The 24,532-nt window shown below is 66.1% G+C and carries 22 protein-coding genes and 1 pseudogene; 11 read left to right on the top strand and 12 right to left on the bottom strand.

Annotation, left to right across the window (positions count from 1 at the left end):
* Positions 1-11: 11 nt before the first annotated feature.
* On the bottom strand, positions 12-1,220 hold the full coding sequence (gene manD, locus U0034_RS18090; RefSeq protein ID WP_085229497.1) for a D-mannonate dehydratase ManD: 1,209 nt from the start codon (positions 1,218-1,220) through the stop codon (positions 12-14).
* 248 nt (positions 1,221-1,468) lie between these two features.
* Here manD and U0034_RS18085 point away from each other — a divergent pair, with 248 nt between their 5' ends.
* Together U0034_RS18085 and U0034_RS18080 are read left to right on the top strand one after the other, a co-directional pair.
* Positions 1,469-2,947: a mannitol dehydrogenase family protein gene (locus tag U0034_RS18085; protein WP_085229496.1), complete on the top strand. Its 1,479-nt coding sequence runs from the start codon at positions 1,469-1,471 to the stop codon at positions 2,945-2,947.
* Positions 2,948-3,065: 118 nt separating this feature from the next.
* Entirely contained in the window at positions 3,066-3,293 is a 228-nt protein-coding gene (locus U0034_RS18080; protein ID WP_085229495.1) for a hypothetical protein, read from the top strand.
* Positions 3,294-3,318: 25 nt separating this feature from the next.
* Here U0034_RS18080 and U0034_RS18075 read toward each other — a convergent pair whose 3' ends face one another.
* The 3 genes and pseudogenes from U0034_RS18075 to U0034_RS18065 all read right to left on the bottom strand — a co-directional run bounded on the left by U0034_RS18075 (position 3,319) and on the right by U0034_RS18065 (position 4,981).
* Positions 3,319-3,645: a thioredoxin family protein gene (locus tag U0034_RS18075; protein ID WP_085229494.1), complete on the bottom strand. Its 327-nt coding sequence runs from the start codon at positions 3,643-3,645 to the stop codon at positions 3,319-3,321.
* 319 nt (positions 3,646-3,964) lie between these two features.
* Positions 3,965-4,414 (bottom strand): annotated as a pseudogene (locus U0034_RS18070) (DUF6496 domain-containing protein); the annotation flags it as partial.
* A 90-nt stretch (positions 4,415-4,504) separates the two neighbouring features.
* Complete coding sequence (locus U0034_RS18065) at positions 4,505-4,981, bottom strand: OsmC family protein (protein ID WP_085229492.1); 477 nt, start codon at positions 4,979-4,981, stop codon at positions 4,505-4,507.
* A gap of 495 nt (positions 4,982-5,476) precedes the next feature.
* Here U0034_RS18065 and U0034_RS18060 point away from each other — a divergent pair, with 495 nt between their 5' ends.
* On the top strand, positions 5,477-6,886 hold the full coding sequence (locus tag U0034_RS18060) for a TIGR00366 family protein (RefSeq protein ID WP_085229491.1): 1,410 nt from the start codon (positions 5,477-5,479) through the stop codon (positions 6,884-6,886).
* Positions 6,887-7,153: 267 nt separating this feature from the next.
* Entirely contained in the window at positions 7,154-7,381 is a 228-nt protein-coding gene (locus U0034_RS18055; RefSeq protein ID WP_386092073.1) for a hypothetical protein, read from the top strand.
* Between the two features lie 8 nt (positions 7,382-7,389).
* On the opposite strand, the gene U0034_RS18050 is transcribed toward U0034_RS18055, so the two are convergent.
* Together U0034_RS18050 and U0034_RS18045 are read right to left on the bottom strand one after the other, a co-directional pair.
* Complete coding sequence (locus U0034_RS18050; RefSeq protein ID WP_085229490.1) at positions 7,390-8,022, bottom strand: response regulator; 633 nt, start codon at positions 8,020-8,022, stop codon at positions 7,390-7,392.
* The gene (locus tag U0034_RS18045; protein WP_233211977.1) at positions 8,019-10,040 is read right to left on the bottom strand and encodes a response regulator; all 2,022 of its coding nucleotides are present in this window, start codon (positions 10,038-10,040) and stop codon (positions 8,019-8,021) included. The genes U0034_RS18050 and U0034_RS18045 overlap by 4 nt, the downstream gene beginning before the upstream one ends.
* A gap of 851 nt (positions 10,041-10,891) precedes the next feature.
* On the opposite strand from U0034_RS18045, the gene U0034_RS18040 reads away from it, so the two are divergent.
* On the top strand, positions 10,892-12,670 hold the full coding sequence (locus U0034_RS18040) for a GGDEF domain-containing protein (protein ID WP_233211978.1): 1,779 nt from the start codon (positions 10,892-10,894) through the stop codon (positions 12,668-12,670).
* Between the two features lie 74 nt (positions 12,671-12,744).
* Here the strand turns inward: U0034_RS18040 and U0034_RS18035 are convergent, their stop codons facing one another.
* The 3 genes from U0034_RS18035 to cydD form a co-directional block, all read right to left on the bottom strand.
* On the bottom strand, positions 12,745-12,939 hold the full coding sequence (locus U0034_RS18035) for a hypothetical protein (RefSeq protein ID WP_085229488.1): 195 nt from the start codon (positions 12,937-12,939) through the stop codon (positions 12,745-12,747).
* 220 nt (positions 12,940-13,159) lie between these two features.
* A complete protein-coding gene (gene cydC / locus U0034_RS18030; RefSeq protein WP_233211979.1) occupies positions 13,160-14,971 on the bottom strand; it encodes a thiol reductant ABC exporter subunit CydC in 1,812 nt (603 codons plus the stop codon).
* The gene (gene cydD, locus U0034_RS18025) at positions 14,968-16,743 is read right to left on the bottom strand and encodes a thiol reductant ABC exporter subunit CydD (RefSeq protein WP_085229487.1); all 1,776 of its coding nucleotides are present in this window, start codon (positions 16,741-16,743) and stop codon (positions 14,968-14,970) included. Before cydD ends, cydC begins: the two co-directional genes overlap by 4 nt.
* Before the next feature lie 344 nt (positions 16,744-17,087).
* Here cydD and U0034_RS18020 point away from each other — a divergent pair, with 344 nt between their 5' ends.
* Genes U0034_RS18020 through U0034_RS18010 form a run of 3 tightly spaced genes read left to right on the top strand, consistent with a single transcriptional unit; the run spans position 17,088 to position 20,048 of the window.
* Positions 17,088-18,704: a cytochrome ubiquinol oxidase subunit I gene (locus U0034_RS18020; protein ID WP_085229486.1), complete on the top strand. Its 1,617-nt coding sequence runs from the start codon at positions 17,088-17,090 to the stop codon at positions 18,702-18,704.
* Between the two features lies 1 nt (position 18,705).
* Positions 18,706-19,842, top strand: a complete 1,137-nt coding sequence (gene cydB, locus U0034_RS18015; RefSeq protein ID WP_085229485.1) for a cytochrome d ubiquinol oxidase subunit II — start codon at positions 18,706-18,708, stop codon at positions 19,840-19,842.
* Between the two features lie 11 nt (positions 19,843-19,853).
* A complete protein-coding gene (locus U0034_RS18010; protein ID WP_085229484.1) occupies positions 19,854-20,048 on the top strand; it encodes a hypothetical protein in 195 nt (64 codons plus the stop codon).
* A gap of 136 nt (positions 20,049-20,184) precedes the next feature.
* On the opposite strand, the gene U0034_RS18005 is transcribed toward U0034_RS18010, so the two are convergent.
* Entirely contained in the window at positions 20,185-20,694 is a 510-nt protein-coding gene (locus tag U0034_RS18005) for a BON domain-containing protein (RefSeq protein WP_233211980.1), read from the bottom strand.
* A gap of 190 nt (positions 20,695-20,884) precedes the next feature.
* Here U0034_RS18005 and U0034_RS18000 point away from each other — a divergent pair, with 190 nt between their 5' ends.
* Positions 20,885-21,037 (top strand): hypothetical protein, encoded by a 153-nt coding sequence (locus tag U0034_RS18000; protein ID WP_158243542.1) that lies wholly within the window; start codon positions 20,885-20,887, stop codon positions 21,035-21,037.
* 126 nt (positions 21,038-21,163) lie between these two features.
* On the opposite strand, the gene gloA2 is transcribed toward U0034_RS18000, so the two are convergent.
* Entirely contained in the window at positions 21,164-21,571 is a 408-nt protein-coding gene (gene gloA2, locus U0034_RS17995) for an SMU1112c/YaeR family gloxylase I-like metalloprotein (protein ID WP_085229483.1), read from the bottom strand.
* A 131-nt stretch (positions 21,572-21,702) separates the two neighbouring features.
* Here gloA2 and U0034_RS17990 point away from each other — a divergent pair, with 131 nt between their 5' ends.
* Complete coding sequence (locus U0034_RS17990; RefSeq protein WP_085229482.1) at positions 21,703-22,029, top strand: four-helix bundle copper-binding protein; 327 nt, start codon at positions 21,703-21,705, stop codon at positions 22,027-22,029.
* Between the two features lie 94 nt (positions 22,030-22,123).
* Here the strand turns inward: U0034_RS17990 and U0034_RS17985 are convergent, their stop codons facing one another.
* On the bottom strand, positions 22,124-22,822 hold the full coding sequence (locus tag U0034_RS17985; RefSeq protein ID WP_158243543.1) for a CBS domain-containing protein: 699 nt from the start codon (positions 22,820-22,822) through the stop codon (positions 22,124-22,126).
* Positions 22,823-23,112: 290 nt separating this feature from the next.
* On the opposite strand from U0034_RS17985, the gene eat reads away from it, so the two are divergent.
* On the top strand, positions 23,113-24,516 hold the full coding sequence (gene eat / locus U0034_RS17980; RefSeq protein WP_085229480.1) for an ethanolamine permease: 1,404 nt from the start codon (positions 23,113-23,115) through the stop codon (positions 24,514-24,516).
* Positions 24,517-24,532 lie beyond the last annotated feature (16 nt).

Below are 24,532 nucleotides of genomic sequence, written 5' to 3'. Positions count from 1 at the left end.
CCTTACCAGTCTTACCAGTTCCACATCGTTCCGTCTTCGAGCCTCGCCACGGGAAGATAGGCACGCTCGTAGGGGTAGCGCGCCGCAAGCGCCTCGTCGATATCGACGCCATGCCCCGGCGCTTCGCCGGGATGCATCATCCCGTGCTCGAAACGCCACGCGTGCGGAAAGACCTCGAGCGCAGCCTCGGGAAAACCCATGTATTCCTGAACGCCGAAGTTCGGCGCCCACAGATCGAAATGCAATGCCGCGCCCATGCATACGGGCGACAAATCCGACGGCCCGTGACACCCCGTGCGCACCTGATAGAGCGACGCGAAATCGGCAATGCGCCGCAGGTGCGTGATGCCGCCCGCGTGCGTGAGCGTTGCGCGGATGTAATCGATCAACTGCTCTTCGATCAATTGCTTGCAGTCCCAGATGCTGTTGAATACTTCGCCGACCGCAATGGGAGTGACCGTGTGCTCGCGAATGAGGCGAAAACCCGCTTGATTGTCGGCCGGTGTCGGGTCTTCCATCCAGAAGAGCCGGTAAGGCTCGACCGCCTTGCCGAAACGCGCCGCCTCGATCGGCGTGAGCCGATGATGGACGTCGTGCAGCAGATGCGTATCGAAGCCGAATTTGGCGCGCACGGCCTCGAAGAGCCGCGGCGCGAAATCGAGGTATTTCTCGGAAGACCAGACCTGCTCGTCGACCGCGCCCTTCTTCGCGGGCTCATAAGCGCCGGCCGATTCGCTCACACCGTAGACCGAGCCCATGCGCGGCACTCCGCATTGAACACGCACGGCCTTGTAGCCAGCCTCGACGTGCGCCGCGTAGCGCTCGAGCGCCTCGGGAATGTCGCGCCCCGTCGCATGCCCGTACACCATCACCGCTTCGCGGGAAGCGCCGCCAAGCAGTTTGTAGAGCGGCATGCCCGCCGCTTTGCCGAGAATATCCCATAGCGCCATGTCCACGGCGGCGATCGCCGTCATCGTCACGGGGCCGCGGCGCCAGTAGGCACCTCGGTAAAGGTACTGCCAGGTGTCCTCGATCCGGCCCGGATCGCGCCCGATCAGCGTCGGGCAGACATGATCCTCGAGATACGAGGCCACTGCGAGCTCGCGGCCGTTCAACGTGGCGTCGCCGATGCCGTGAATGCCTTCATCCGTCACGATCTTCAGGGTGACGAAGTTGCGCCCGGGGCAGGTCACGATCACGTCCGCTCGAACGATTTTCATGCGGGGATCCTTGTATCAATCCGATGAGCCAGCATGCTACCATACAAGTATCCGCTATCGAACCCAGGGGATTACGCCTACCGATTCAGGCATGGATCGCGCGCTTGTTATCCGCGGAGGCTGCCGCTAACCGGCGCACCGCTGCCGAATCGGGCCGACTCGATTCGGGCGACGTTCGGGCGACATTCGGTGTGATACCCGCCGCTTTCCCGACTCGCCCGCCAAGTCTTTCAACCAGGACCGCTCCGATGACCGACCATTCGCCCGCCCGCCTGAGCCGCGACGCGTTGCCCTCGCTAAGCCCATTTCTGCTTTCGCGCGACTGGTCTGCACCGCGCATCGGCATCGTCCATCTGGGCCTCGGCAATTTCCATCGCGCACATCAGGCGCTCCTGACCGAGCGTGCCGTAGCGGCGGCCGGTGGCAACTGGGGTATCTGCGGCGTCACGCTCCAGGGCGACACGAGCAAGCGCGACGCCCTGATGGCGCAAGGCGGCCTTTACTCCGTCATCGAGCGCGGCGCGCAAGGCGAACGTGTGCGGATTGCGCGCATCGTCGAGGAAGTGCTCGCGATGCCGTACGACCGGCCGGCGCTCTTCGCGCGTCTGGCCGACCCGGCCGTGCGCATCGTCTCGCTCACCGTGACCGAAAAAGGCTATTGCCGCGATACGAAAACCGGGGACGTCGACTGGACTCATCCGGGCGTCGTGCACGATCTCGCGCATCCGCACGCGCCGGTTACGGTGCCGGGCATCCTCGTGGCTGCCCTGCGTGCCCGGATCGACGCACCGTTTGCGGTGCTCTCTTGCGACAACCTTGCGCATAACGGCGCCGCGGTGCGCCAGGTCGTCTGCTCGTTTGCACAGGCGCTCGATGCGGCCCTCGCCAAGCACATCGCCGAGCGCGTCGCTTTCCCGTCGACGATGGTCGATCGCATCGTGCCGGCCACGACGGCAGCCGATCGCGCCACGGCTGCCGCCGCGCTCGGCTGCGAAGATGCGTTGCCGGTGCCTTGCGAGCCGTTTTGCCAGTGGGTCATCGAAGATCGCTTCCCCGCGGGCCGGCCCGCATGGGAGGCGGCCGGCGCTCAACTCGTCGACGATGTCACGCCTTACGAACTCGCCAAGCTGCGGATGCTCAACGGCACGCACTCGGCCATCGCGTATCTCTCGATGCTGACCGGGATCGAAACCGTCGATGCCGCGATCGCCGCACCGGCGATGCGCCGGCTCATTCACGCGACGATGACCGACGAGATCGCGCCAACGCTGCGCGTACCGGCCTCGTTCGATACGAATGCCTATCGTGACGCGTTGCTCGAACGCTTCGCCAACCCTGCGCTCAAGCATCGATGTGCGCAGATCGCGATGGACGGCAGTCAGAAAATTCCGCCGCGGCTCCTCGCGCCGATCGCGGAGCGGCTGGCCTCGGGCCAGCCGTTCGCGCGCCTTGCGCTCGCACTGGCCGCATGGATGCGCTTCGTGCAAGGACGCGCCGACGACGGCACGCGGTACGAGATCAGCGACCCGCTCGCCGCCCGGTTATCGGCCGCGGCCGTGCCCTGCGGCGACTCGCCGGAAGCGCTCGTGCAGGCCCTGTTGAATGTACGGGAGGTGTTCCCGGAGGCGCTCGCGTGCGAGCCGCGCTTGCGCCGCGCATTGGTCGACGCGCTGGCTTTACTGCGCAAGGGAGCCCGGACGGCCATCGAAATTCGCGCGCGCGAGTGAAGCGACGCGAAGGGCCGCCCCGACGCCCGGCATCGGCACGCGGCGATGACGGCAGAGCGGCTGCGGCACGGATGTTGCGGCGCATCGGGTATTACCAGCAGCAAGAAGGATCACCACGATGACAGACAACCGCCGAGCTGCCTCGCCGAGCCGCGAGCGCACACCCGCATCCAAACCCCACGCCCCCGGCAGCGGTACGCCGATGGACACGATTCCCGAGCGCGAGGCCGATCGGGTGGTCCCGCGCGACCCCAACGAAACGAAGTCGAAGGACCCGGCGAGCGCGCCCTACCCGCCCGAGCATGACCTGCCCGACCCGTCGGGAACTCGGCCACGGCCGCTCTAGCGCGGGGCACCGCGAGGCCGGCCGCTCAACCGAGTGCCGCGAGCGCCTCGTCGATGGCCGCCGCCTCGGTCGGGCGCACGACACGCGCGACTTCCGCACCATCGCGCAGAAAGACGAGCGTCGGCCAGAGCTTGACCTTGAACGAACGGCCCAGGGGGCGGCCCGGGCCGTCCTCGATTTTCAGGTGCCGCAGCGGCGTCTTGGCGCGGCCAAGCGCCTCGACGATGGCGGGCTGCGCGCCTCGGCAGTATCCACACCAGTCGGTGCCGAACTCGATGACTGTTGTGCCGGGCAGCGCGTCCACGTCGGCACGCGCGGGTGCCGTTTGCGAATAACGTGTGTCCTGTTGCATGCCAGCTCCATTGCATTGCTCGTGAGCGGCGCATCGCGCGCCGCATCCCCATTGTGCCCGAATCGCGCACCGGCGCGCGCGCACACGCGCGTCTGCACCGTTACTCGTCGACGCGTCCCGCTCAGTGGTGCGTGCGTGCCTCGCGCGTATGCGCCGCCTTCCTGGCTGCAGCCGAGCGCCCCGCAGCGCCTTTGGTATGCGCCGCTTTTTTCGCGGCGTTCGAGCGCGTCTGCGTGCCCTTCGTCTGCGTGCCCTTCGTCTGCGTGCCCTTCGTCTGCGTGCCCTTCGTCTGCGTGCCCTTCGTCTGCGCGGCCTTCGTCTGCGCGGCCTTCTTGGCGGCCGCCGAACGGCTCGCCGCCGGCCGCTTGGCGGCTGCCGCCTTCGACTGCTTCGACAGCGAACTGCGTGACACGCTGCTCGAATCCTCGCGTTTCAACACGGACGTGGTCGTACGCGAACGCTTCGCCTTCGTTTCCGTGCTGGCGGATTTGCGCGAGGCCGCCTTGTGCTGGCCTGCCTCCGCATCTCGCTCCGCTTTCTTGCGCGTGGACTCGCTCGTCGCGCCCTTCTTCGGCGGCTTCAGGTCTACGCCGGCGCGGCGCGCCTTCGACAGGCCGATGGCGATCGCCTGCTTCGTCGATTTCACGCCGTGCTTGCCCGCACGGACGTGATCGATTTCCTCCTTCACGAATTCGCCGGCCTGCGTGGTCGGCGCCTTGCCCGCATGCTTGTCGGCCCGGGCGCGTGACAATGTCTTCTTTTCCGGCATGGCTCGTCTCCCTCAATCGAATGGGCTTGACGACAGGCGGCGCAATCGGCATGCCATGCCCGCGATCGACGCAGCCAACGCACGCACGATTCACGCAGACGCATGCTCGATCGTCGGCTCGCAATCGATGGGGAAGTTCAGTGAATTCGCGATGAAGCATTTCTCGTGAGCGGCATGATGAAGGCGGCCGGCGAGTTCGATATCGCCGCCTTGCGCGATGAGCACGCGCGGGCGCAGGACGACTCGCGTGAAACGCCCGCCGTTGCGGTCTTCGACCATCGTTCCTTCCGCTTCGTCCCGATATTCGACGACGATCACGCCCGCCTCGGCGCACAAATGCAAATACCAAAGCTTGTGGCATGCCGACGCGCTAGCCACCAGCAGATCTTCGGGATTCCAGCGGCTGGCGTCGCCCAGAAACGCCGCGTCCGACGAGCCGGCGATATCGGGCTTGCCTGCCGCCCGAATGACATGTTCGCGACCATACGCGCGGTATGCCGAAGTCCCGCTGCCGCGGTTTCCCATCCATTGCACCGATACGAAATAGTGATGTTCGCCTTTACTCATTGCCCGTCCTCCTGATCGACCAAGACTCGCTCTGCGTCCGATATGCCTGCCTGTGCCACGCACATACCGCGCATGGCGAATGGTATACCATTATTCCATGCTTGCATCCCCGATTCAGCGGAATTCGGCACGCCGTTTCGCGCATCCGCCCAACCGCACGTATAACCGGCCACCATTACAAAGTTCCGACTCACTGCTTACGAGTGCGGTTCGCACGTCCGATCACCGCACGCTATTTCCGATGTCCCATTGACGCGTCCCTACCTCGGCTCCTACATTGAACGGCCGAAAAACGGCTATTTGTTCGGTGACCGAACACCGCGCAGCTACGCCCGTACCCAGGCGCAGGTGCGCGCACCGCGCGTTTTTCCGCGATCAGGAGCGGTAGCCCTGCGGGGCAACTCCCAACGGCTACCGGGATTCACAAAAGACACCTCATAGAGAACGCGCCTGCCCACGTCTACGAGGGCAATAAAGCGCCAATGGAAGGACGCCATGAAAAACCCCTCTCTTAAAGCGGCCTCCGCCCAGCCGGCCACGCGCGCCCCCGCACGTGGTCTCGTTGCGGGCCTCGTCTACGCATTCGAACGGCTGATGCCCGACCCGTTCGTGCTTTCCCTCGGGCTCACGCTCGTGGTCATCGCGCTCGCGCTGGGCATCGCTCCCCGACACAGCGTGCCGACAATCCTCAGTGCCTGGTACGAGGGCACGTTCAAAATTCTCGGCTTCGCGCTGCAGATGATCCTGATTCTCGCCACGGGCTATGCGATCGCCGATGCACCGCCCGTTCAGCGCGGCTTGCGCGCACTTGCGGCCAAGGTCGGCACGCCCGCACGCGCCGCGCTGCTCATCTTTCCCGTCGTGGGTTTGTCCGCATGGCTCAATTGGGGGCTCGGCCTCGTCGTCGGCGCATTGCTCGCGCGTGAAATCGCACGTCGCGTCAACGTCGATTTCGCCTGGCTCGTGGCCGGCAGCTACTCGGCCTGGTCCGTATGCAACAGCGGGCTGTCGAGCTCGATCGCGCTCTCGCAGGCTTCGCACGGCAACGCACTCAATCTCGTCGAAAAAGCGACCGGCCACGTGATTGGCCTCGGCCAGACCGTCTTCGCGCCTTTCGTCATCGTGCCGACCGTTGCGGTCGTCGTAGTCATGGCATTCATTTTCGTCCACATGCATCCCAAACCCGAGGACGTCGTGGCGTTCGTGCCCGACGAAATCGAGGGAGCCGAACGAACCCGGGATGCCACGCCGGACGGCCACGGAAAGGCAGCGCCGGCCACGTCGTTCGCGGCACGCGCCGAGCGCTCGTTGCTCGGCTCGCTCGTGTTGCTCGCTCTCGGCTGCGGATATCTGGGCACGACCTGGTACGAAAAGGGGTTCGAGCTCGATATCAACACGACGATCCTCGTCTTCCTGCTCGCGGGCGTCGCGTTGCAACGCTCGCCGATCGCCTACGCCGATTCGATCCGCCGCGCGGCGCGGCAAACGGGCTCCATGTTGCTGCAGTATCCGATCTATGGTGGCATCATGGGCATCATGATCGGCACAGGGCTCGCTTCGTCGATCTCCGAAACGTTCGTCAAGGTCGCCACTGCCTCGTCGCTGCCGCTCTGGAGCTATCTGAGCTCGCTCATCATCACGCTGCTCATTCCCAGCGCGGGCGGCCACTGGGCGGTGCAAGGCCCGTTCGTGCTGCCGGCGGCGCTCAGCCTCCATGCCTCGCTGCCGCACACGGCCATGGGCGTGGCCATGGCGGAGAACGTGTCGAACATGCTTCAGCCGTTCTGGGCCGTGCCCGTCGTCGCCATTGCGGGCATCAAGATTCAGCGCGTGATGGGCTACACGGCGGTCACGTTCGCCGTTTCCCTCGTGATATACGCCGCCGCGCTCTGGCTGATCCCTTGAACGACGCCGGCCACAACCCCTTGGGCGGCGCCACACAAGGCCGACCGCCCGGCGCGGCGTCGGCGTGACGGCAAGGCCTTGCCAGGAAATCCCTACAACGGCACGAGCTGTTCCCTACCCCACAATCCGCGCGATCCTATCGATCAACCGAGCACATGCGCGTAGCATCGTTTTTGAGCAGCAGGCCGGCACGGCTGCCGCGAGCCGGCCCCGAAGCGAGGCTGGCGCGATAAGAGACCGATCAATCAAGCATGAGGGAGCCGCGACATGATGAACACGTCCCACGCCGTCAGCTATGACGAGAACGAATTGCCGCCCGGGGAAGCCGAGCTCCGGCAATGGATCACCGCCTGGTACCAGTCAGCGGTGCGCATCGGCTACATCGAGCCCGAATACGAGCTCGACAATGCCACCGCCGCGCGTCTCGAAGGCTACTTCGAATTCGGCCTCACCCCGGTCGAGGGCGCGGGTGTCATATTCGGCCTTTTGCATTGAGTACCTACTTACTCCGCCACGAGGCCGTGGCGGATCGAATAGCGGATCAGCTCAGCGTTGTTGCTGAGCCCTAATTTCTGCATCAGCCGCCGCTTGTGCGTGCTGATCGTCTTGGCGCTCAGCGCGAAGGCGTCAGCGATATCGTTGATGCTGCGGCCCGCGGCCAGAAGCCGCAGCACCTCGAATTCCCGATCCGACAGGATCTCATGCGGCGGCACATCGCTCGAATGACGCTCGAAGACGATGGCGTCGACGAGCTTCGGATCGATGAAACGCCCGCCCGTCGCCAGCTTGTGGATTGCCGCAAGCAACACTTCGGGATCGCTGTCTTTCGTCACATAGCCGGTGGCTCCGGCGCGCAACGCCCGCGAGACCACCTGTGCCTCGTTGTGAATGCTCAGAATCAGGATCGGCATGTCCGGATATTCGCCGTGCACACGCCGAATCAGGTCCACCCCGCTGATACCCGGCATCGTCATGTCGAGCATCAGCAGATCGACTTCGCTCGCACGCAGCTTCGCCAGCACATCGGCTCCGCTCACCGCCTCGCCGATCACGACGATGTCCGTCGCCGTCGCCACAATCTGCTTCAGACCGCTGCGCACCACCGCGTGGTCGTCGGCAATCAAAATTCGAATCATCCTTGCTCCCCGTGATGTATAGGAATGCTAATCGACACGACGGTACCGGCGCCAGGGGCACTATCGACCTGAAGTGAGGCGCCGATCAAGCGTGCCCGCTCGCTCATGCTCAACAGGCCATAGGCGTCGCGTTTGCGTGGCGCGGCCGGATCGAAACCGCAACCGTTGTCGCTCACGTGCAACTCGAAACCGTGATCGCCACGCGTGACCGATACGTGCACCCGCGTCGCCCCCGCGTGGCGCGCGACGTTGGTAAGCGACTCCTGGACGACGCGGAAGACGGCCGTCGCGTGCGTATCGCACAAGATGGGCTCGCCGGCGTTCATCAGAAATTGGCATGAGATGCCCGTGCGCTTGCTGAAATCCTCGGCGAGCCACTCCAGGGCCGAGGCCAACCCGAAGTTCAGCGCCGCCGGCCGCAGATGGTTCGTGACGTTGCGCACCATCAGGATCGTGCGCTCGACGAGCTCGCGCATCTCCGTGACCTTCGTCAGCAGCTCGGGAGACTCGGCGAGCCGCATCTTGACGAGCGCGACATCCATCTTCAGCGCCGTCAGCAACTGCCCCAGCTCGTCGTGGATCTCCAACGCGATACGCTTGCGCTCCTCCTCGCGCACCGCTTCCATATAGGCGCCGAATTCGCGCAACTGCTCGCGCGACTCCACGAGCGCCTGCTCGATGCGCTTGCGCTCGGTGACATCCTGGATCGTGCCGACAACCTCGATCGGTCCGCCGCGCGCCCGCCTCACCACTTGCGCACGCACTTGCACGATGCGCATGCCGCCGTCGGCCGCACTCACCCGGTGATCGACGGCCTGCGCCGCGCCGCGCAACAGCGCCCGGCGCATGGCACGTCGTACTTCGGCGCGGTCTTCGGTGTGCACGGCGGCCATGTAGGCGCGAAAGCCGGCCCACCCGATGTCGTTCGCATTCAGCCCGAGGATGATCCGCGTTTCGTCCGATACGTGGGTCACGCCGTTTTCCGAATCCCACTTCCAATCGCCGATGCGGGCGAGCCTCTGCGCGTTGGCGAGGCTCGCCTCGCTGGCACGCAGCCGCTCCTCGGCCTGCTTGCGGGCGCTGACGTCGTTGAAGCCCCAGTAGATCGCGGGTTCGTCATCGTAGGTGCCGAGCCTCGCGGTGACGATCGCCCAGAACGTCGAGCCGTCGAGGCGGCGGAAGTGCACTTCGCCGTCGGCGACGACGCCTTCGTGCACGATCGCGGCGATCATCCGCTCGCGCGCATCGTGGTCGACATACAGGATCGTGGGGTCGAGCAGCGACTGCTCGTGCTCGCTCATCCCGAAGAGCTCGCGCAGCGACTCGTTCGTATAAAGGATGCGTCGCGCCCGCAGCGCCGTGATCCCGAGCGGCACCGGGCTCGCCTCGACGATCATGCGCTGGCGCGTCTCGCTGCGCTTGAGTTTCGCCTCGGTGCGCTCGCGCTCGGCCATCTGCGCCCGTAAATCGGCGTTTGCGCGCGCGAGCTCCCGCGTGCGCAGGACCACGCGCTCTTCGAGTTCGTCGCGCGCGCGAGAGAGCTCCCGCTCGGCCTGTTCGCGCACCGCCACCTCGTCGCGCAGCCGGCGATTACTCTCGGCAAGCGTTTCATGCATCGCGCGCATCGTCAGATGAACGTTGATACGTGCCGTCATTTCGCCGATCCTCACCGGCTTTGTCAGACAGTCCACGCCGCCCGCGGCAAATCCTTCGACCATGTCGTCGACATGGTCCGACGCCGTCATGAAAACGACGGGAATATCGCGCGTGTGCGCATCGACCTTGAGCCGCCGGCAGGTCTCGAAGCCGTCCATGCCCGGCATGCGTACGTCGAGCAGAATCAAGGCCGGACGCGATGCGCGAGCGTGCTCGAGCGCCTGTTCCCCACTCGCGGCCACGAGTGCACGAAAGCCGGATCGGGCGAGATGAGCGGCAACGATGGCCAGATCGTCGGGCGCATCGTCCACAATGAGGATCGAGGCGGTGCCCGGTACCCCGCAATCGTGGCCGCCGCTCACGGGAACACCCGATCGGCATGGCCGAGCGCGCCGTCGGGCGGCGCGAGAGCCGGGGCGCCCCGCTCGAATTCGCCTGGCGATCGCGGCCCGCCGGCCACAGGCGCGGGCGAACGGGCAGCAGCGCCTACAAAAACGACAGCGACAGCGACAACACATACCGTCAGTTGCTGGTGCCGGGTGCCGAGCAAGCGAGCTATCGCGACGGATCCTCTGACGTACATAACCTCTTCGCTAAAGCGGCCGTTTTCATTCGACGTATTGTGCACTCGTTCGCCACTCGATCGCGGCGCGAAATCATCGGAAAACCACGCAAATACACCAGTCGCCGTCTGATTTTGCTATCAGGACATCCTGACCTCGGAAACCCTTAGGCCGCCAACGGCGGATTCCAGCCGGGCGATCGGGCGCATGCGCGAGAAAGCCGGGCGAAAAAAAGAGAGCCGTCGCGAGACGGCTCTAAAAAGATTCCGGCATGGACGCTCCCGAGGTGCGCCGGAATCCAAGGGGGAACGGTGCATCGCGCCGATGTACGGCGGACACGCTGCGCTCGGCGCGGCGCGGGCGTTGCACCCGATCAATCAACAGTGACGGCGGGGCATAACTATGCCTGCCAATCACGCTTGGCAACGATAGGGAAGGCCGGATTCGCAGGTAGGGAAATCCTTACCGCGAGCCGGGGGCGCAGGGCCCCGGTGCCCATCGACGGACATAAAGATATCGGCGCGCCCTGCCGTTAATTCACTTGCCAACAATTCCGCCCACGTTTGCCGGACGCCTACGACGCGAGCCGCCGGCCGCGTTGGCGGCTTATACGATTTCGCCGCGCCGCGAGGCGCGCGACCGGACGCGTCATGACTCACAATCTGCTGTCCCGAATGCCGATGGGAAGGCGCTTCGCCATCGGCGTCGCGATCGCGCTCGTGCCGATGCTCGTACTCTCGTACGTGCTGCTGGCCTACGAGTGGACGGCGCTCGCGCGCGTCAACGAATCGATGCGGCATTTTCGGGCGTTCCGGGCAACGCTGAGCGCGATGGAAAAAATCTCCGCCGAGCGCGGCCCGATGAATGGCGTGCTCGGAGAAGACCAGCCTGTTCCGGCAACGCGCACGATCTTGCTGCGGCGTGCCCGCATCGACAGCGACGACCAGCTCGCGCAGCTCTTCGATTTGCTGCGGCCCGAGAAGTGCCCGTCCTGCGAGGGCGACTACGCCGCCGTGAAGCAGCTCAAGGCCGACCTCGCGGCAACCCGGGCCGAGGCCGACCGGCTGGCGGCGCTGCCCCGCGCCGCACGCGGGGATCGCGCCGTGGAGGAAGTGATCGCGCGGATGTTTCGCGTCGTCGACGGTTTCGGGCCGATCGCCGTCTCCCGCACGACATTCGTCGCGCGCGGCGCCCCGAGCGTCTTCAATTGCCTCATGATCGCGCGCATCGCCGCCGATCTGCGCGAGCACGCGGGGCGCCTCGGTTCGCAGCTCACGGCCGCGCTCGCGCTCGGGCGGCCGCTTACGATCGACGAGCGCCTTGCGATCGCCTACACGCGGGGACGCATCGAGCAGTTGCGAACCGCCATTAACGTGCGCATGGTCGATCTTCCGGCGCTGAGCGTCGAAGCGTTCGCCCCCATCAATACGCGCTACTTCGGCGAAGGCTTGACGTACGTGAGCGAGGTGGAGGCGCGCGCACAGCACACGGGCGGGGCCGGTGTGTCGACCGGGCAGTTCGCCGAGCGCTACGTACCGACGATGCTGCCGATCATCGGTTTTCGCGATGCCGTGATGGCCAGGGCCCAGACGGAGCTACAGCGTCGCCGCGACTCCACGCGCGTCACGGCGCTGGCGGTGACGGCAAGCGATGCGGTACTGCTGATGGCGTTCGCGTGGGTGGCGATCGGCTTTCGGCGCGATATCGTGCGGCCATTCGTGCAGGCCACCGAATGCATCCGCGCCATCGCCTCCGGCGATTATGCGCGCGAGGTGCCTGCCACCTTTTCGCGGCTCGAGGTCCGCACGATGTTCGAAGCCATTCGCACGCTGAAGGAAAACAGCATCGCGCGGGCTCGCCTCGAGACGGAACGCGCCCGCCTCATCGAAGAGCTGGCGACGATGGCCGAGACGGATTCGCTGACACGATTGCTGAACCGCCGGGCGTTCGAAAGCCGGGCGCGCGCGATGTGCGAGCAGGGGCACGACGCGGGCTCTCCCGTCGCGCTGATCATGTTCGATCTCGATTACTTCAAGCGGATCAATGACACGCACGGCCATGCCGTCGGCGATGACGCGCTGCGCCTCGTCGCGCGCCTTTGCCGGCAGCAGTTTCGCCGCACGGATATCGTGGCGCGCATCGGCGGTGAAGAGTTCGCCGTCATGACACGCGTGCAGAACGTGGACGAAGCGCAGGCGATGGCGGAGCGCATGCGCCAGGAAATCGCCGACGCCATGCTTGCAACCGATTCAGGTACCCCCTGCCGCATGAGTGCAAGCTTCGGCGTCGCGCATTCGAGCGCGGAGCGCCCCGATCTCGCGCGGCTCTTCAAACAGGCGGATCAATTACTGTACGAAGCGAAACTGGCGGGCCGCAATCGCGTGATGACGCAACCGCTCGCGCCGAATACCGCGGGCGTCGCCGGCTGACGCCCGCCGCCCACGGCGCCTCCGGGCAGCGTGCAAGCGACTGCCGCGGATTCGACTGCGCGGCAGGCGCGGCGTCATTGCGGCGCCGCGTCGCGCTCCGCCTGCTGCGTATCGAACAACACACCGCCCGCCGCCGCGGCAAGCACGATCATGACGGTACCGATGAACCAGGCGAAGTACCACGCGCCGTAATCGCCGACGATCACGCCGATGACGATGGCGACGATCGCGATGAGGGACAGCAGGACGAAATGCAGTACCGTTTTCATTCGTGTACTCCATCGAAGCGCAGAGCGGCGGCGCCCCGGGGATCGGGATGCCTGCCGGCAGGCCTTGCGCGTGACTCCGTACCGGCGGGGAGCTGCGGCATTGCGTCACTTGCCCCACCGGCCCGCCGATTGTAGCGAGGCGCGGGCCAGCGGCCCAATGAGGGCTTACCCCGCGACAACCCGAAACGGATCGCTCACCGGCCCGCCGAGACTGCGACGTCTATTGCACCGGCAGGCCGTCCCCCGCGCGCCCGAGTTCGCGAAACGGGCCCTCGGCTGCCGCCAGTGCCTGCGGCGATCCGCGCTGGACGATGCGCCCTGCATCCATGACGAGCACTTCATCGACGAGATCGGTCAACGCACTGAGCCGGTGCGTGATCAGCAAAACGCTGCGCCCCTGCATCAGCGCCATGATTGCACCGATGAGCGCCTGCTCCGTCACGGTGTCGAGCCCTTCGGTGGGCTCGTCGAGCACGAGAATCGGTGCATCCGCGAGCAGTGCGCGCGCAATGGCGAGCCGGCGGGCCTGGCCGCCCGAAAGTCCCGCGCCCGCTTCGCCGAGTTCGGTGTCGTAGCCGCGCGGCAAACTCACGATGAACTCGTGCAATTGCGCGGTGCGGCAGGCGCCTTCGAGCATGGCATCGTCGGCATCGGGCCGGGCGAGCAGCAGGTTCTCGCGAATCGTCGCGTTGAAGAGGTACGTGTCCTGCGATACCACGGCAATGCGCGCACGCACGGCCTCGCCGGCGCATTGCCTCAGCTCCGCGCCGCCGAGCCGGACGCTGCCGGCCTCGTACTCCCAGAACCGAAGCAGCAGATTGACGAGCGTGCTCTTGCCGGCGCCGCTTGCGCCTACCACCGCCATGCGCTGCCGCGCGGGCAGATCGAACGAGAGATCGTCGAGCGCCCACGGCCCATCCTCGCGATAACGCAGGCATACGTTGCGCAGCGAAAGATCGCTGCCTTGGGGGGTGAGCCCTTCGGGCGGGTCGACGACGGCCGGGGCCGCATCGGCAAGCGCGAAAATGCGGCGCGCGGCGGCCAGGCTTTCGCCCAGCACCTGCATCGCAAGCGGCAGCGGCATCACGGCTTCGAAGCTCGCAAGCGCGAGCAATGCCAGCATCGCGAGCCGGGCTGGGGCCAGCGTGCCGTCGCCCACGGACGGAATCGCGACAACCAGCGTGCCCCACATCGCGAGCGAAGCCGCCGCCCCCATCGCGGCCTGAGCAAAACCGTTGAGGCGGCTGATCTCGGCCTGCGTCGCCACGAGCCGTTCGGAAAGCCGATCGAGGCGAGCCGCGTAAGCCTGCTCGCCTCCATAGACGCGCAGTTCCCCCAGGCCCTGCACGGTGTCGACGATCGTCTCGCGCATCTGCGCCCGGCATTGCACGCCGGCGTACGCGGGCCCCTTCGCTCGTTGGAGCAGCCAGACCGGCAAAGCCGCGCCTGCCGCAAGCAAGAAGAACAGCGTGACGGCCGCCGCGCAGAGGCTGAACGCCGCCGTCGCGGCGACGATGAGGAGCGAGGCGACGGCGCCGACGGCCACGGGTACGATCACGCGCAGATAGACATGGTTGAGGCTGTCGATATCGGCCTGAATCCGGCTCAGCAACTCGGCGCTGCGCAAGCCCGCGAGGCGCGCCGGCGCGAGCGGCTCGACGCGCTCGTAGAACCACACGCGCAACTGCGCGAGCAGCCAGAACGTGGCTTCGTGGGTGACGAGCCGCTCGACGTAGCGCCCCGCCGTGCGCACGATGGCGCAGGCCCGAATCGCCGCGGCCGGCGTGAAGTAATCGAAAGCGGCCTGCGCGATGCCGGCCAGCGCCATCGATGCGATGAACCATCCCGAGATCGCCATCAACGCGACGTTCGCGAGCAGCGTTGCGAGCGACACGGCAGCGCCGGCGGCCATCCATCGCCAATAAGGCCGAAAGAGCGAGACGAGGCGCCGGAAGTCGGCTCGCGCCTGCGGGGCCGAAAAGGCGCTGCCCTGGTCCGCGCCGCGATCGTCCGTGGTTTGCATATCGTTCATGAACGCGTGAGAGTCGAAGTAGCCGCCTCGCCCGCATGCGCGCGGATCAGACGTCGATAGAGCCCGTCATGCGCGACGAGCGCGTCGTGGCTGCCGCTTTGCACCGCACGCCCTCCATCGAGCACGACGATGGTGTCGGCAAGCCGCGCAGTGGCGGGCCGATGCGCGACGAGCAACACCGTCCGGCCCACGGCAAGCCGGCGCAACGCCTCGTGAATATGGGCCTGGGTGTGCGCATCGAGGTGCGCGGTCGGTTCGTCGAGCACGACGACCGGGGCGTCTTTCAGGAAGGCACGCGCGAGTGCAAGCCGCTGCACCTGCCCACCCGAGAGGCCCATCCCGCGCTCGCCGAGCGGTGTATCGTAGCCGCGCGGCAAGGCCGTGACGAACGCGTGCGCGCCGGCAAGCCGCGCGGCATCGCACACTTGCTCGAGCGTCGCGTCGGGCCGGGCGAGCCTCAGGTTATCCAGCACGGAGCCGGCAAATACGTGCGCCCGTTGCGGCACCCAAGCCACCTTCGCGAGCCAGCTCGCCTCGTCCACTTCGTCCAACCGCTGATCGCCGATCCAGATCGCCCCGCTCTGCTCGCGCGCGAAGCGCAGCAGCAGATGCAGCACCGTACTCTTGCCCGCTCCGCTCGGGCCTACGAGCGCCGTGACGCGGCCCGGCTCCGCTGCGAACGTGAGCCCGTCGAGCGCCTTGCGTCCCGGCGCATACTCGAATGCAACGCTGTCGAAACGAATACCGTACGCCGCGGCCTCGGCCAGCGGGCCGGCATTTTCCGGCAGTCCCGGCAATGGCGTCTCGAGAATTTCGGCGATGCGCTCCGCGGCGCCGATCGCCTCCATGCGCGCGTGGTAATGCGTGCCGAGTGTGCGAAGCGGCAAGTAGAACTCCGGCGCCAGCAACAGTACGAAGAACGCCGGCTGAAAATGCACCTTTGCGTAGAGCAGGTTGAAACCGATCAACACGGCCACGACGGCGATGCTGACAGTCGAGAGAAATTCGAGCGCCACCGACGAGAGAAATGCGATGCGCAGCACCTGCATCGTGCTTTGCCGGTACGACTCCGACACGCGCGCGACCATGCGCGCCTCGCGGCGGCTGGCATTGAAAAGCTTGAGAGTCGTCAGGCCGGCGAGCGTATCGAGAAAGCGCGCACTCAGGCGAGCGAGCGTGCGCCATTGGCGCTGATTCGCCTCCACGGCGTCCTTGCCGAGCAGGATCATGAATACGGGAATGAGCGGCGCCGTCAGCATCAGCACGAGCCCCGAAACCCAATCGACGGGAAACACGACGGCGAGAATCGCGAGCGGCAGCAGCGCCGTCAACGCACGATTAGGCAGCCAGCGCGCGTAATAGCCCTCGAGTGCTTCGATGCCTGCGACAAGATGACTCGCCAGCGCCCCGCTCGATTCGTGCTGCAGCCCGAGCGGGCCCAGCGCCTGGATGCGGCGCATGAGTTCGGCGCGCAGTTGCGTGCGTACGGACGACGCCGCGACGAAGGCGTGACGTTCCGCCGCACGCACGAAAAGAAAACGCAGCGCAAATACCGGCAGCATGGCGGCCAGCGCGGGCCAGACGGCCCCGAGCGAGGCGTGGCGGATGACGACTGCATCGACGCTCCAGGCGAGCAGCGCGGCCTGCACGATCACGAGCACGCCGCCGAGGAGTCCCATCGCCACCGCCATGCGCAGCGGCGAACGCACCTTGCGCGCGCGCTCGGCAAGCCAGGCGTCGAGAATTTTCTTGAGTTTCGAATCGGGATTCATGCGCGAGGAAACGAATACGTGGCGAGGATCGGAATGCGCCGTCAGGCCGCACCTTAACAGAATCGTGCGCCGCGCCGCGCGCGAGTTGCGCGTCCAACACGAGATGCGCGCATTTGCCAATGCAATTGCGACGGTATGCCGCAAGAAATCGCGCGGCGCTTAACTAAAATCAAGTATCGGGAAAACGTCCGTTTTACGACGACCCGAGCCCGATCGGAGAAACTTCGCAAAACCACACGCATCGACGGCCCAATGATGTTCGACCGACACGATCGGACATGACCCGGCCGGCCCTGCTCCCCACACTGCACACGATTCGAAAATGGCTTTCAACGGAGCACCCCATGATTAGCGATACCGTGGTCGAGCTGTCGCGGCTGCAGTTTGCCGCCACCGCGCTTTATCACTTTCTTTTCGTCCCGCTCACTTTGGGACTGTCGTTCCTGCTCGCGGTCATGGAGACCGTCTACGTCATCACCGGCAAGAAGATCTATCGGGACATCACGCAGTTCTGGAGCAAGCTCTTTCTCATCAACTTCGCACTCGGGGTCGCGACGGGCCTCACGATGGAGTTCGAGTTCGGCACCAACTGGTCGTTCTACTCGGGCTTCGTCGGCGATATCTTCGGCGCGCCGCTTGCGATCGAAGGGCTGATGGCGTTCTTCATGGAGTCGACCTTCGTCGGCCTCATGGCGTTCGGCTGGGACCGTCTTTCGAAAGGCAGGCATCTGGCCGTAACCTACCTCGTCGCGCTCGGCTCGAACCTGTCGGCACTCTGGATTCTCGTGGCCAACGGCTTCATGCAGAACCCGCAGGGCGCGTCCTTCAATCCGGTCACGATGCGCATGGAGCTCACGAGTTTCGCCTCGCTCATCTTCAGCGAAGACGCGCAGACGAAGTTCGTTCACACGAGCATCGCAGGCTATGTGACGGCCGCGATCTTCGTGACGGGCATCAGCGCCTATTACATGCTGCGCGGCCGGCACCTCGAGCTTGCCAAGCGCTCGTTTCGCATGGCGAGCCTGTTCGGCGTGCTGTCGGTGGCCGGCGTAATCACGCTGGGCGACGCACTCGGCTTCGTCGGCGGTCACGCTCAGCCGTCGAAACTCGCGGCCATGGAAGCGATGTGGCAGACCGAGAAGGCGCCGGCGCCGTTCAACATCGCGGCGTGGCCCGTCGACGGCGAAGGTCGCAATGCCTGGAGCATCCAGATCCCCTACGTGCTGACGCCGCTGCTCACGCATACCCTCACGACGGTGGTGCCGGGCGTCGACAAGATCCAGGCCGATGCAGTGAAGCGGATCAAGAACGGCATTCCGGCCGTGGCCGCGCTCAAGGTACTGAGCTCGGACCCGACGAATGCCGCCGCGCTCGCCCAGTTCGAGGCGCACAAGGCCGACCTCGGCTACGGTTTCCTCGTCAAGCGCTACGCGGCGGGTCAGGACGTCGAGAAGGCAACCGATGCCGACATCGTGAAAGCGTCGAAGGACACGGTGCCGAACGTCTTCCTGATGTTCTGGGTGTTTCGCATCATGGTGGCGTGCGGCCTGCTCATGCTCGCCTATTTCGTCATCGCCGTGATTCTCTCGCTGCGCGGCGACGTGCACCGCCGGCGCCGCTTCCTGAAGCTCGCCCCCTGGATGATTCCGGTGCCGTTCATCGCCTGCGAAACGGGGTGGATCACCGCCGAAGTCGGGCGCCAGCCCTGGTCGGTCTACGGCATGCTGCCGACCTGGATGTCCGCTTCCACGCACAGCGTCGAATACATGGTGTTCTCGCTCGTCGGCTTCGTGCTGCTCTACTCGATCTTCATCGCGGTCGAGATGTACCTGATGATCCGCGCGATCCGCAAGGGCCCCGACGAGGGCCACGGCGACGAGCAACCGGCCGCCGAAAAGACGATGCCGGCACACGCGGGACAACTCGCGTCCGCAACGCTGACTATGCAGAAGGGACACTAAGATGGAACTCTATCTTTTCTTCAAGGTACTCTGGTGGGGGCTGCTCGGGGTTCTGCTGATGGGCCTCGGCATCATGGTCGGCATGGATATGGGCGTCGGCGCGCTGCTGCGCTATGTCGGCCGCACCGACACCGAGCGGCGTGTCGCGCTCAACATCATCGCGCCGCACTGGGACGGCAATCAGGTGTGGTTCATCCTCGGCGGCGGCGCGATCTTCGCGGCGTTTCCGCTCATCTACGCCACGGCCTTCTCCGGGCTTTACATCGTCATGCTGCTGCTTCTGTGGACGATGATCATGCGCCCGCTCGGCTTCGAGTATCGCAGCAAGCTGCCCTCGGCCCGCTGGCGCAACGTGTGGGACTGGGCGCTCGTCGCGAGCGGCGTCGTGCCGATGATCGTCTACGGTGCCGGCATCGGCAACATGCTGCAAGGCGTGCCGTTCCACTTCAACTGGGATCTGACTTCGTTCTACACTGGCAGCTTCCTCGCGCTGCTGAACCCGTTCGCCGTGATGTGCGGCGTGCTTTCGCTGTCGCTCGCGGTCTACATGGGCGGCGTCATGCTCACGGGCCGCTCCGAGGCCGGCCCGCTGCAGGAGCGCGCGCGGCACGCCGCCACGGCCGGTATCGCCGTCGCCCTCGTGCTCTTCACGATCGGCGGCCTGTGGGCCGGACATCTGCCCGGCTACCAGCTCGCGCACGCCCCGGCCCCGGGGCTCGCGCAAACGCCGCTGCAACAAAGCGTCGTGCTCGGCGAAGGCGCCTGGTTCGACAACTATCGTGCGATGCCGGCGCTCTGGTTCGTGCCCGCGCTCGGCTACGTCGGCATGGTGCTCGGCCTCGTCTTCCTGCGCGCACGCCGTACGACGCCCGCGTGGTGGTGTGGCGCGCTCGCGTGGATCGGCGTGATCGGCACCGTGGGCGTGAGCATGTTCCCGTTCCTCATGCCCTCCTCGAGCAATCCCTCGCAGAGCCTGACGGTCTGGAATTCGGTGTCGAGCCGCACCACGCTGATCTGGATGACGGGCTGGACCGTGGTCTTCGTGCCCGCGATCCTCGCCTACACGAGCTGGGCGTTCTACGTCATGCGCGGCAAGGTCAAGGCCGAGCGCGTGGAAGCCGACCCGCACGCTTATTGATGGAGTAACGGATGAAAACCTTCGTACATTTTGTGGTGATGATGGCCGCGGTGGTGCTGGCCATCGTGATCGGCGTGATCGTCGGCGATTACGGCGCGTGGTATTTCTCGTGGGTCGTCGGCACGGTCATGATCGTGCTGTTCGCGGCCGCGGGCGGCGTGCTGCTCGATACGCAGGAGCACGAGCAATCCGCCGACAGCCATTGACAGTTGCCCGCCCGCCTGATGCACGGGTGGGTACATACTGCGCGGCCGTGCGGGTTCCCGCACGCGCCGGCTGCAGCGAGCGGCGCCCTTTGCGGGCGCCGCTCGCTTTTTCGCTCACGCCTTAACGCCTGCCCTGCTACAAGGGCCGCTGTTCGGCCCGGCTCTGGCCTTGCAGTTCGGGGATCGTGCCCGGGTGCTCATACTCCGCGAGACGGTCTTCGACGTCATGCACGCCCTCGATCGCTGACACGGCCGATACCAGCGACTCATGCTCGGCGGCCACGATGTGCCCCGTCAGGCACACGCAGCCGTCGCGAGCGGACACGTCAATGGCGCCCGGCCGGCTGACGATGCGGCCAAGCTGTGCGCGCACGCGCTCGGTCAATTGCCGGTCCGTCGCCGCTTCCGAGGCGAAGCCCATGCCGGACTGCGCGTCGGCCACGACCCCGCGCAGGTGCCCCGCCGCGCGCCTGGCCTGCCCTCGCGCGAAATCCGTCGCGCCATGGCGGCTCGCCTCGAGCTTGTCGCGCAACAGCGCACGGCGGCGGCGCCCCATCTGCGGATCGAGGAGGTACATCGCGGCGGCACCAACGGCCATTGCCGCGACGCCCAGGATCCCTGTCAGCTGTGTCTGCTTCATGTTCATGTCCGTCTCCGTGTCGTTCCGGTAAGTCCGGCGAATCGTCCCCCGCTCCATGTCGAGCGGCCGATTCATGACACCGAGCATGGCTCATGCCTCGCAGCGGCCGTCAGCTTCGTGTCGCAAGCGGGCAAGCGGGAATGCACGATGCTCGCTTCGCCGATACGGCAGCCGCGACCCGGCAAGGAGGCCCGCCATGTCTTCCGTATCCTCTCACCCCCCGATTCCCGATCAGCCCGTTATCCCCGATGCACCGAGCCCTGGCCGTCCCGAGGACGTGCCCGACATCGGCACGCCGGAGCCGGAACCGGACAATCCGGGCGCACCGCCCCCATCGCCGCCGCAATAGTCGCCCGTAGCCGAGTCGTCGGGCGAATGCCGCCGCCCGAGCTTCGCGAGCCGCCAGATACGGATGCCGCGGGTGCACGGCCCCATGCGGAAGGGGCTCCCCCCTCGGGTCCGGCGGCGGTCGGCCTCAAGCCGCCGGATCTTCCTCGTAAAGCTCGATCGGCAGATCGTCGGGATCCGGAAAGAACACGAAGCGCCGGCCCGTCAGCTCGTCGAGGCGTACCGGCTCGAGCGCGACGCCGGCCTCGCGCAGCAATGCGACGGCGGCATCGAGATCGCGCGTGGCGAACGCGAGATGGCGCAAACCCCGCGCCTCCGGATACGAAGGCCGGGGCGGCGCGTCGGGAAACGAAAAGAGTTCGATCTGGGCCTGCGGGCCGACCGCGAGATCGAGCTTCCAGGAGCGGCGCTCGGCCCGCCACGTTTCGCGAATCACGCGCAGGCCCAGCGTTTCGGTGTAGAAGCGCCGTGAACGCTCGTAGTTCGAGCAGATCACGGCAACATGATGAATTCTGTTCAGATCAATGGCGGCCATTCTGCGATGTGGGCTCGACGTGGACGATCAGGGGCCGTTTATACACCGTGACAGCGGTGCGCTCAACGAAGCATGCGCCGCCGGGCACACGCGTTGCGCCGAAACCGTTCACCTGAATCGAGGAGGAAATCATGGCTCACACCGAACATCGGGCCTGCATTGAAGCATGCGACGCGTGTGCCGCGGCCTGCGACCACTGTTCGACGGCATGCCTCGCCGAAAGCCGCGTGGCCGACATGAAAGACTGCATCCGCATGGATATCGACTGCGCGGCGCTCTGCCGGCTCGCCTCGGGCGCGATGGCGCGCGGCAGCGCTCACGTGCAAGCGATCTGCGCCCTGTGCGCGCGGATCTGCGACGCCTGCGCGGACGAGTGCGGCCGCCACGAGTACGATCACTGCAAGCGTTGCGCCGACGCCTGCCGCGCCTGCGCGAAGGAGTGCCGCGCCATGGCATGAGGCATGGCGCCCGACTTGGCGCGCGATCGACGCCTGGGCCGCTGCGCGGCGGTTGCCGGCGCGGCGCCTCGCATCCGCTTCGAACTGCCCCTTTTCAGCGCCAGACGGGGCGCGGCATCGTCTCGTCGTGGACTTCGACTTCCTTCACGCCCGGCAGCGTCTCCGCCGCGACGATCATCGCGTGCAGCTCGCTGTGCGGGCGCGGATGCCGGTTCCAGAGATGGACGATGCCGTCGCGTACCGTGAAATCGTGCTCCGAGAACGCCCACTGCTGCCCTCGCAGCACCGCCGTCAGGCGCGCGAGCAGATCGCCGTCCGCAACGGTGTCGGGCGCCGGCGGGGGCGCCGGAGCATTCGCCAATGCCTGCAGCAGATCGGCGCGGCTTACGATTCCCACCACCCGTCCGGCCCTCAGGACCGGTACGCGCCGCAGCCGGTGCCGATCGAACAAATCGGCCACTTCCGCGAGCGGCGCCATCTCGTCGACCGAGACGACCTCCTCGGTCATCACGTCCATCACCAGCCGCCCGTGCGATTTCACGTAGTCTTCGGCATCGCGGTTTTGCCACGGCGCGCACGGCGCCGCGGCGGCATGGCGCTGTTGCGTACCGAGTTCGACCCGGTGCAGCAAGTCGCTCTCGCTCACCATGCCCAGCAAAATGCCGGGCTCCTCGATGACCGGCGCACCGCTGATGCGGTGCTCGACGAGCACTGCCGCCGCCTCCTGAACCGTCATATCCGGCCGCAGCCAGACGACCTGGCTCGTCATGATGTCGCGCGCGTGCATATTCATTTCCTTCGTTCCTTGCTCTTGTTCGACCAGCGGGCGGCGCGATGTGGATCGCGATGCGGATCGCGATACGAAGCCGCCCCTGCTGCCGTCGAGCGTAGACGATGCGGCAATGGCCCGATTGATACAAGTCAACCGCCCGGCACATCGCGCCCGCCGTGTTTTGTCGCCCTCGGTGCAGCCCCGACGCGCGGGTTTGCCGAATTTCGATAACGCCCCCGATTTATGGCCCCCTACCATCGGGCGACGTTTTCGTTCGGCTGCGGCAAGCGGCCACACCAGGGGGAATTCCGATGGATGCGACATCGAACAACCGGCACGTGGGCAAGGTCACGCACCACGAATTGAGGCAAACGCTCGGCACCTGGCAGTTGTGGGGCATCGCCGTGGGACTCGTGATCTCGGGCGAATATTTCGGCTGGAGTTACGGCTGGGCCAGCGCGGGCACGCTGGGCTTCGTCGTGACGGCCGTTTTCATCGCCGCGATGTACACGACGTTCATTTTCAGCTTCACCGAACTCACCACGTCGATCCCGCATGCCGGGGGCCCCTTCGCCTACGCGCGGCACGCCTTCGGCCCCGTGGGCGGATACATCGCCGGCGTCGCCACGCTCGTCGAATTCGTCTTCGCCCCGCCCGCGATCGCACTGGCGATCGGAGCTTACCTGCACGTGCAGTTCCCGGGCCTCGAGCCCAAGCACGCGGCAATGGGGGCCTACCTGATCTTCATGGCGCTGAACATCGCCGGCGTGCAGATCGCGGCCACATTCGAGCTTTTCGTGACGCTGCTGGCCATCTTCGAACTGCTCGTGTTCATGGGCGTGGTCTCGCCGGGCTTCCAATGGTCGAACTTCGCCAAGGGCGGATGGTCCGGCGCCGACCACTTCTCGTCCGGTTCGATTCGCGGCATTTTTGCGGCGATTCCGTTCGCGATCTGGTTCTTCCTCGCGATCGAGGGCGTGGCAATGGCCGCGGAGGAGGCGCGCAACCCGAAGCGCTCGATCCCGATCGCCTACATCACGGGCATTCTGACGCTCGTCGCGCTCGCCATCGGCGTGATGGTGTTCGCCGGCGGTGCGGGCGACTGGACCAAGCTCTCGAACATCAACGACCCGCTGCCGCAAGCGATGAAATATATCGTCGGCGCCAACAGCGGCTGGATGCACATGCTCGTCTGGCTCGGCCTCTTCGGCCTCGTCGCATCGTTCCACGGCATCATCCTCGGCTATTCGCGCCAGATCTTCGCGCTCGCGCGCGCCGGCTATCTGCCCGAATGGCTCGCCAGGGTCCATCCGCGCTTCAAGACCCCGCATCGCGCGATTCTGGCCGGCGGCGTCATCGGCATCGCCGCCATCTACAGCGACGAACTGGTTCAGTTCGCGGGCCAGACGCTGACGGCCAACATCGTGACGATGTCCGTGTTTGGCGCTATCGTCATGTACATCGTCAGCATGCTCGCGCTCTTCAAGCTGCGCCGCAGCGAACCGGGCATGGAGCGGCCATTCCGTGCCCCGCTCTATCCGCTCTTCCCCGGGTTCGCGCTCGTAGCCGCCGTCATTTCGCTCGGCGCCATGGTGTATTACAACCGGGAAGTCGCGCTCGTGTTCGCGGCGTTCGTGGGCGTCGGCTACGTTTACTTCCTCGCTACGCGCCACCAGCGCGAGGAGGCGCCGGCCGATGCGCTGCTCGAGGAGTAAGCGAAGGCGACCGACC

The organism is Trinickia caryophylli, assembly GCF_034424545.1.
Taxonomy (GTDB): Bacteria; Pseudomonadota; Gammaproteobacteria; order Burkholderiales; family Burkholderiaceae; genus Trinickia; species Trinickia caryophylli.
This window is presented reverse-complemented; position numbering and strand designations above follow the sequence as displayed.

Excerpts from the sequence above, each read along its gene's own strand:
- manD (WP_085229497.1), bottom strand. The coding sequence starts at position 1,220 with ATGAAAATCGTTCGAGCGGACGTGATCGTGACCTGCCCCGGGCGCAAC.
- U0034_RS18085 (WP_085229496.1), top strand. The coding sequence starts at position 1,469 with ATGACCGACCATTCGCCCGCCCGCCTGAGCCGCGACGCGTTGCCCTCG.
- U0034_RS18080 (WP_085229495.1), top strand. The coding sequence starts at position 3,066 with ATGACAGACAACCGCCGAGCTGCCTCGCCGAGCCGCGAGCGCACACCC.
- U0034_RS18075 (WP_085229494.1), bottom strand. The coding sequence starts at position 3,645 with ATGCAACAGGACACACGTTATTCGCAAACGGCACCCGCGCGTGCCGAC.
- U0034_RS18065 (WP_085229492.1), bottom strand. The coding sequence starts at position 4,981 with ATGAGTAAAGGCGAACATCACTATTTCGTATCGGTGCAATGGATGGGA.
- U0034_RS18060 (WP_085229491.1), top strand. The coding sequence starts at position 5,477 with ATGAAAAACCCCTCTCTTAAAGCGGCCTCCGCCCAGCCGGCCACGCGC.
- U0034_RS18055 (WP_386092073.1), top strand. The coding sequence starts at position 7,154 with ATGATGAACACGTCCCACGCCGTCAGCTATGACGAGAACGAATTGCCG.
- U0034_RS18050 (WP_085229490.1), bottom strand. The coding sequence starts at position 8,022 with ATGATTCGAATTTTGATTGCCGACGACCACGCGGTGGTGCGCAGCGGT.
- U0034_RS18040 (WP_233211978.1), top strand. The coding sequence starts at position 10,892 with ATGACTCACAATCTGCTGTCCCGAATGCCGATGGGAAGGCGCTTCGCC.
- U0034_RS18035 (WP_085229488.1), bottom strand. The coding sequence starts at position 12,939 with ATGAAAACGGTACTGCATTTCGTCCTGCTGTCCCTCATCGCGATCGTC.
- cydC (WP_233211979.1), bottom strand. The coding sequence starts at position 14,971 with ATGAACGATATGCAAACCACGGACGATCGCGGCGCGGACCAGGGCAGC.
- cydD (WP_085229487.1), bottom strand. The coding sequence starts at position 16,743 with ATGAATCCCGATTCGAAACTCAAGAAAATTCTCGACGCCTGGCTTGCC.
- U0034_RS18020 (WP_085229486.1), top strand. The coding sequence starts at position 17,088 with ATGATTAGCGATACCGTGGTCGAGCTGTCGCGGCTGCAGTTTGCCGCC.
- cydB (WP_085229485.1), top strand. The coding sequence starts at position 18,706 with ATGGAACTCTATCTTTTCTTCAAGGTACTCTGGTGGGGGCTGCTCGGG.
- U0034_RS18010 (WP_085229484.1), top strand. The coding sequence starts at position 19,854 with ATGAAAACCTTCGTACATTTTGTGGTGATGATGGCCGCGGTGGTGCTG.
- U0034_RS18005 (WP_233211980.1), bottom strand. The coding sequence starts at position 20,694 with ATGAACATGAAGCAGACACAGCTGACAGGGATCCTGGGCGTCGCGGCA.
- U0034_RS18000 (WP_158243542.1), top strand. The coding sequence starts at position 20,885 with ATGTCTTCCGTATCCTCTCACCCCCCGATTCCCGATCAGCCCGTTATC.
- gloA2 (WP_085229483.1), bottom strand. The coding sequence starts at position 21,571 with ATGGCCGCCATTGATCTGAACAGAATTCATCATGTTGCCGTGATCTGC.
- U0034_RS17990 (WP_085229482.1), top strand. The coding sequence starts at position 21,703 with ATGGCTCACACCGAACATCGGGCCTGCATTGAAGCATGCGACGCGTGT.
- U0034_RS17985 (WP_158243543.1), bottom strand. The coding sequence starts at position 22,822 with ATGAATATGCACGCGCGCGACATCATGACGAGCCAGGTCGTCTGGCTG.
- eat (WP_085229480.1), top strand. The coding sequence starts at position 23,113 with ATGGATGCGACATCGAACAACCGGCACGTGGGCAAGGTCACGCACCAC.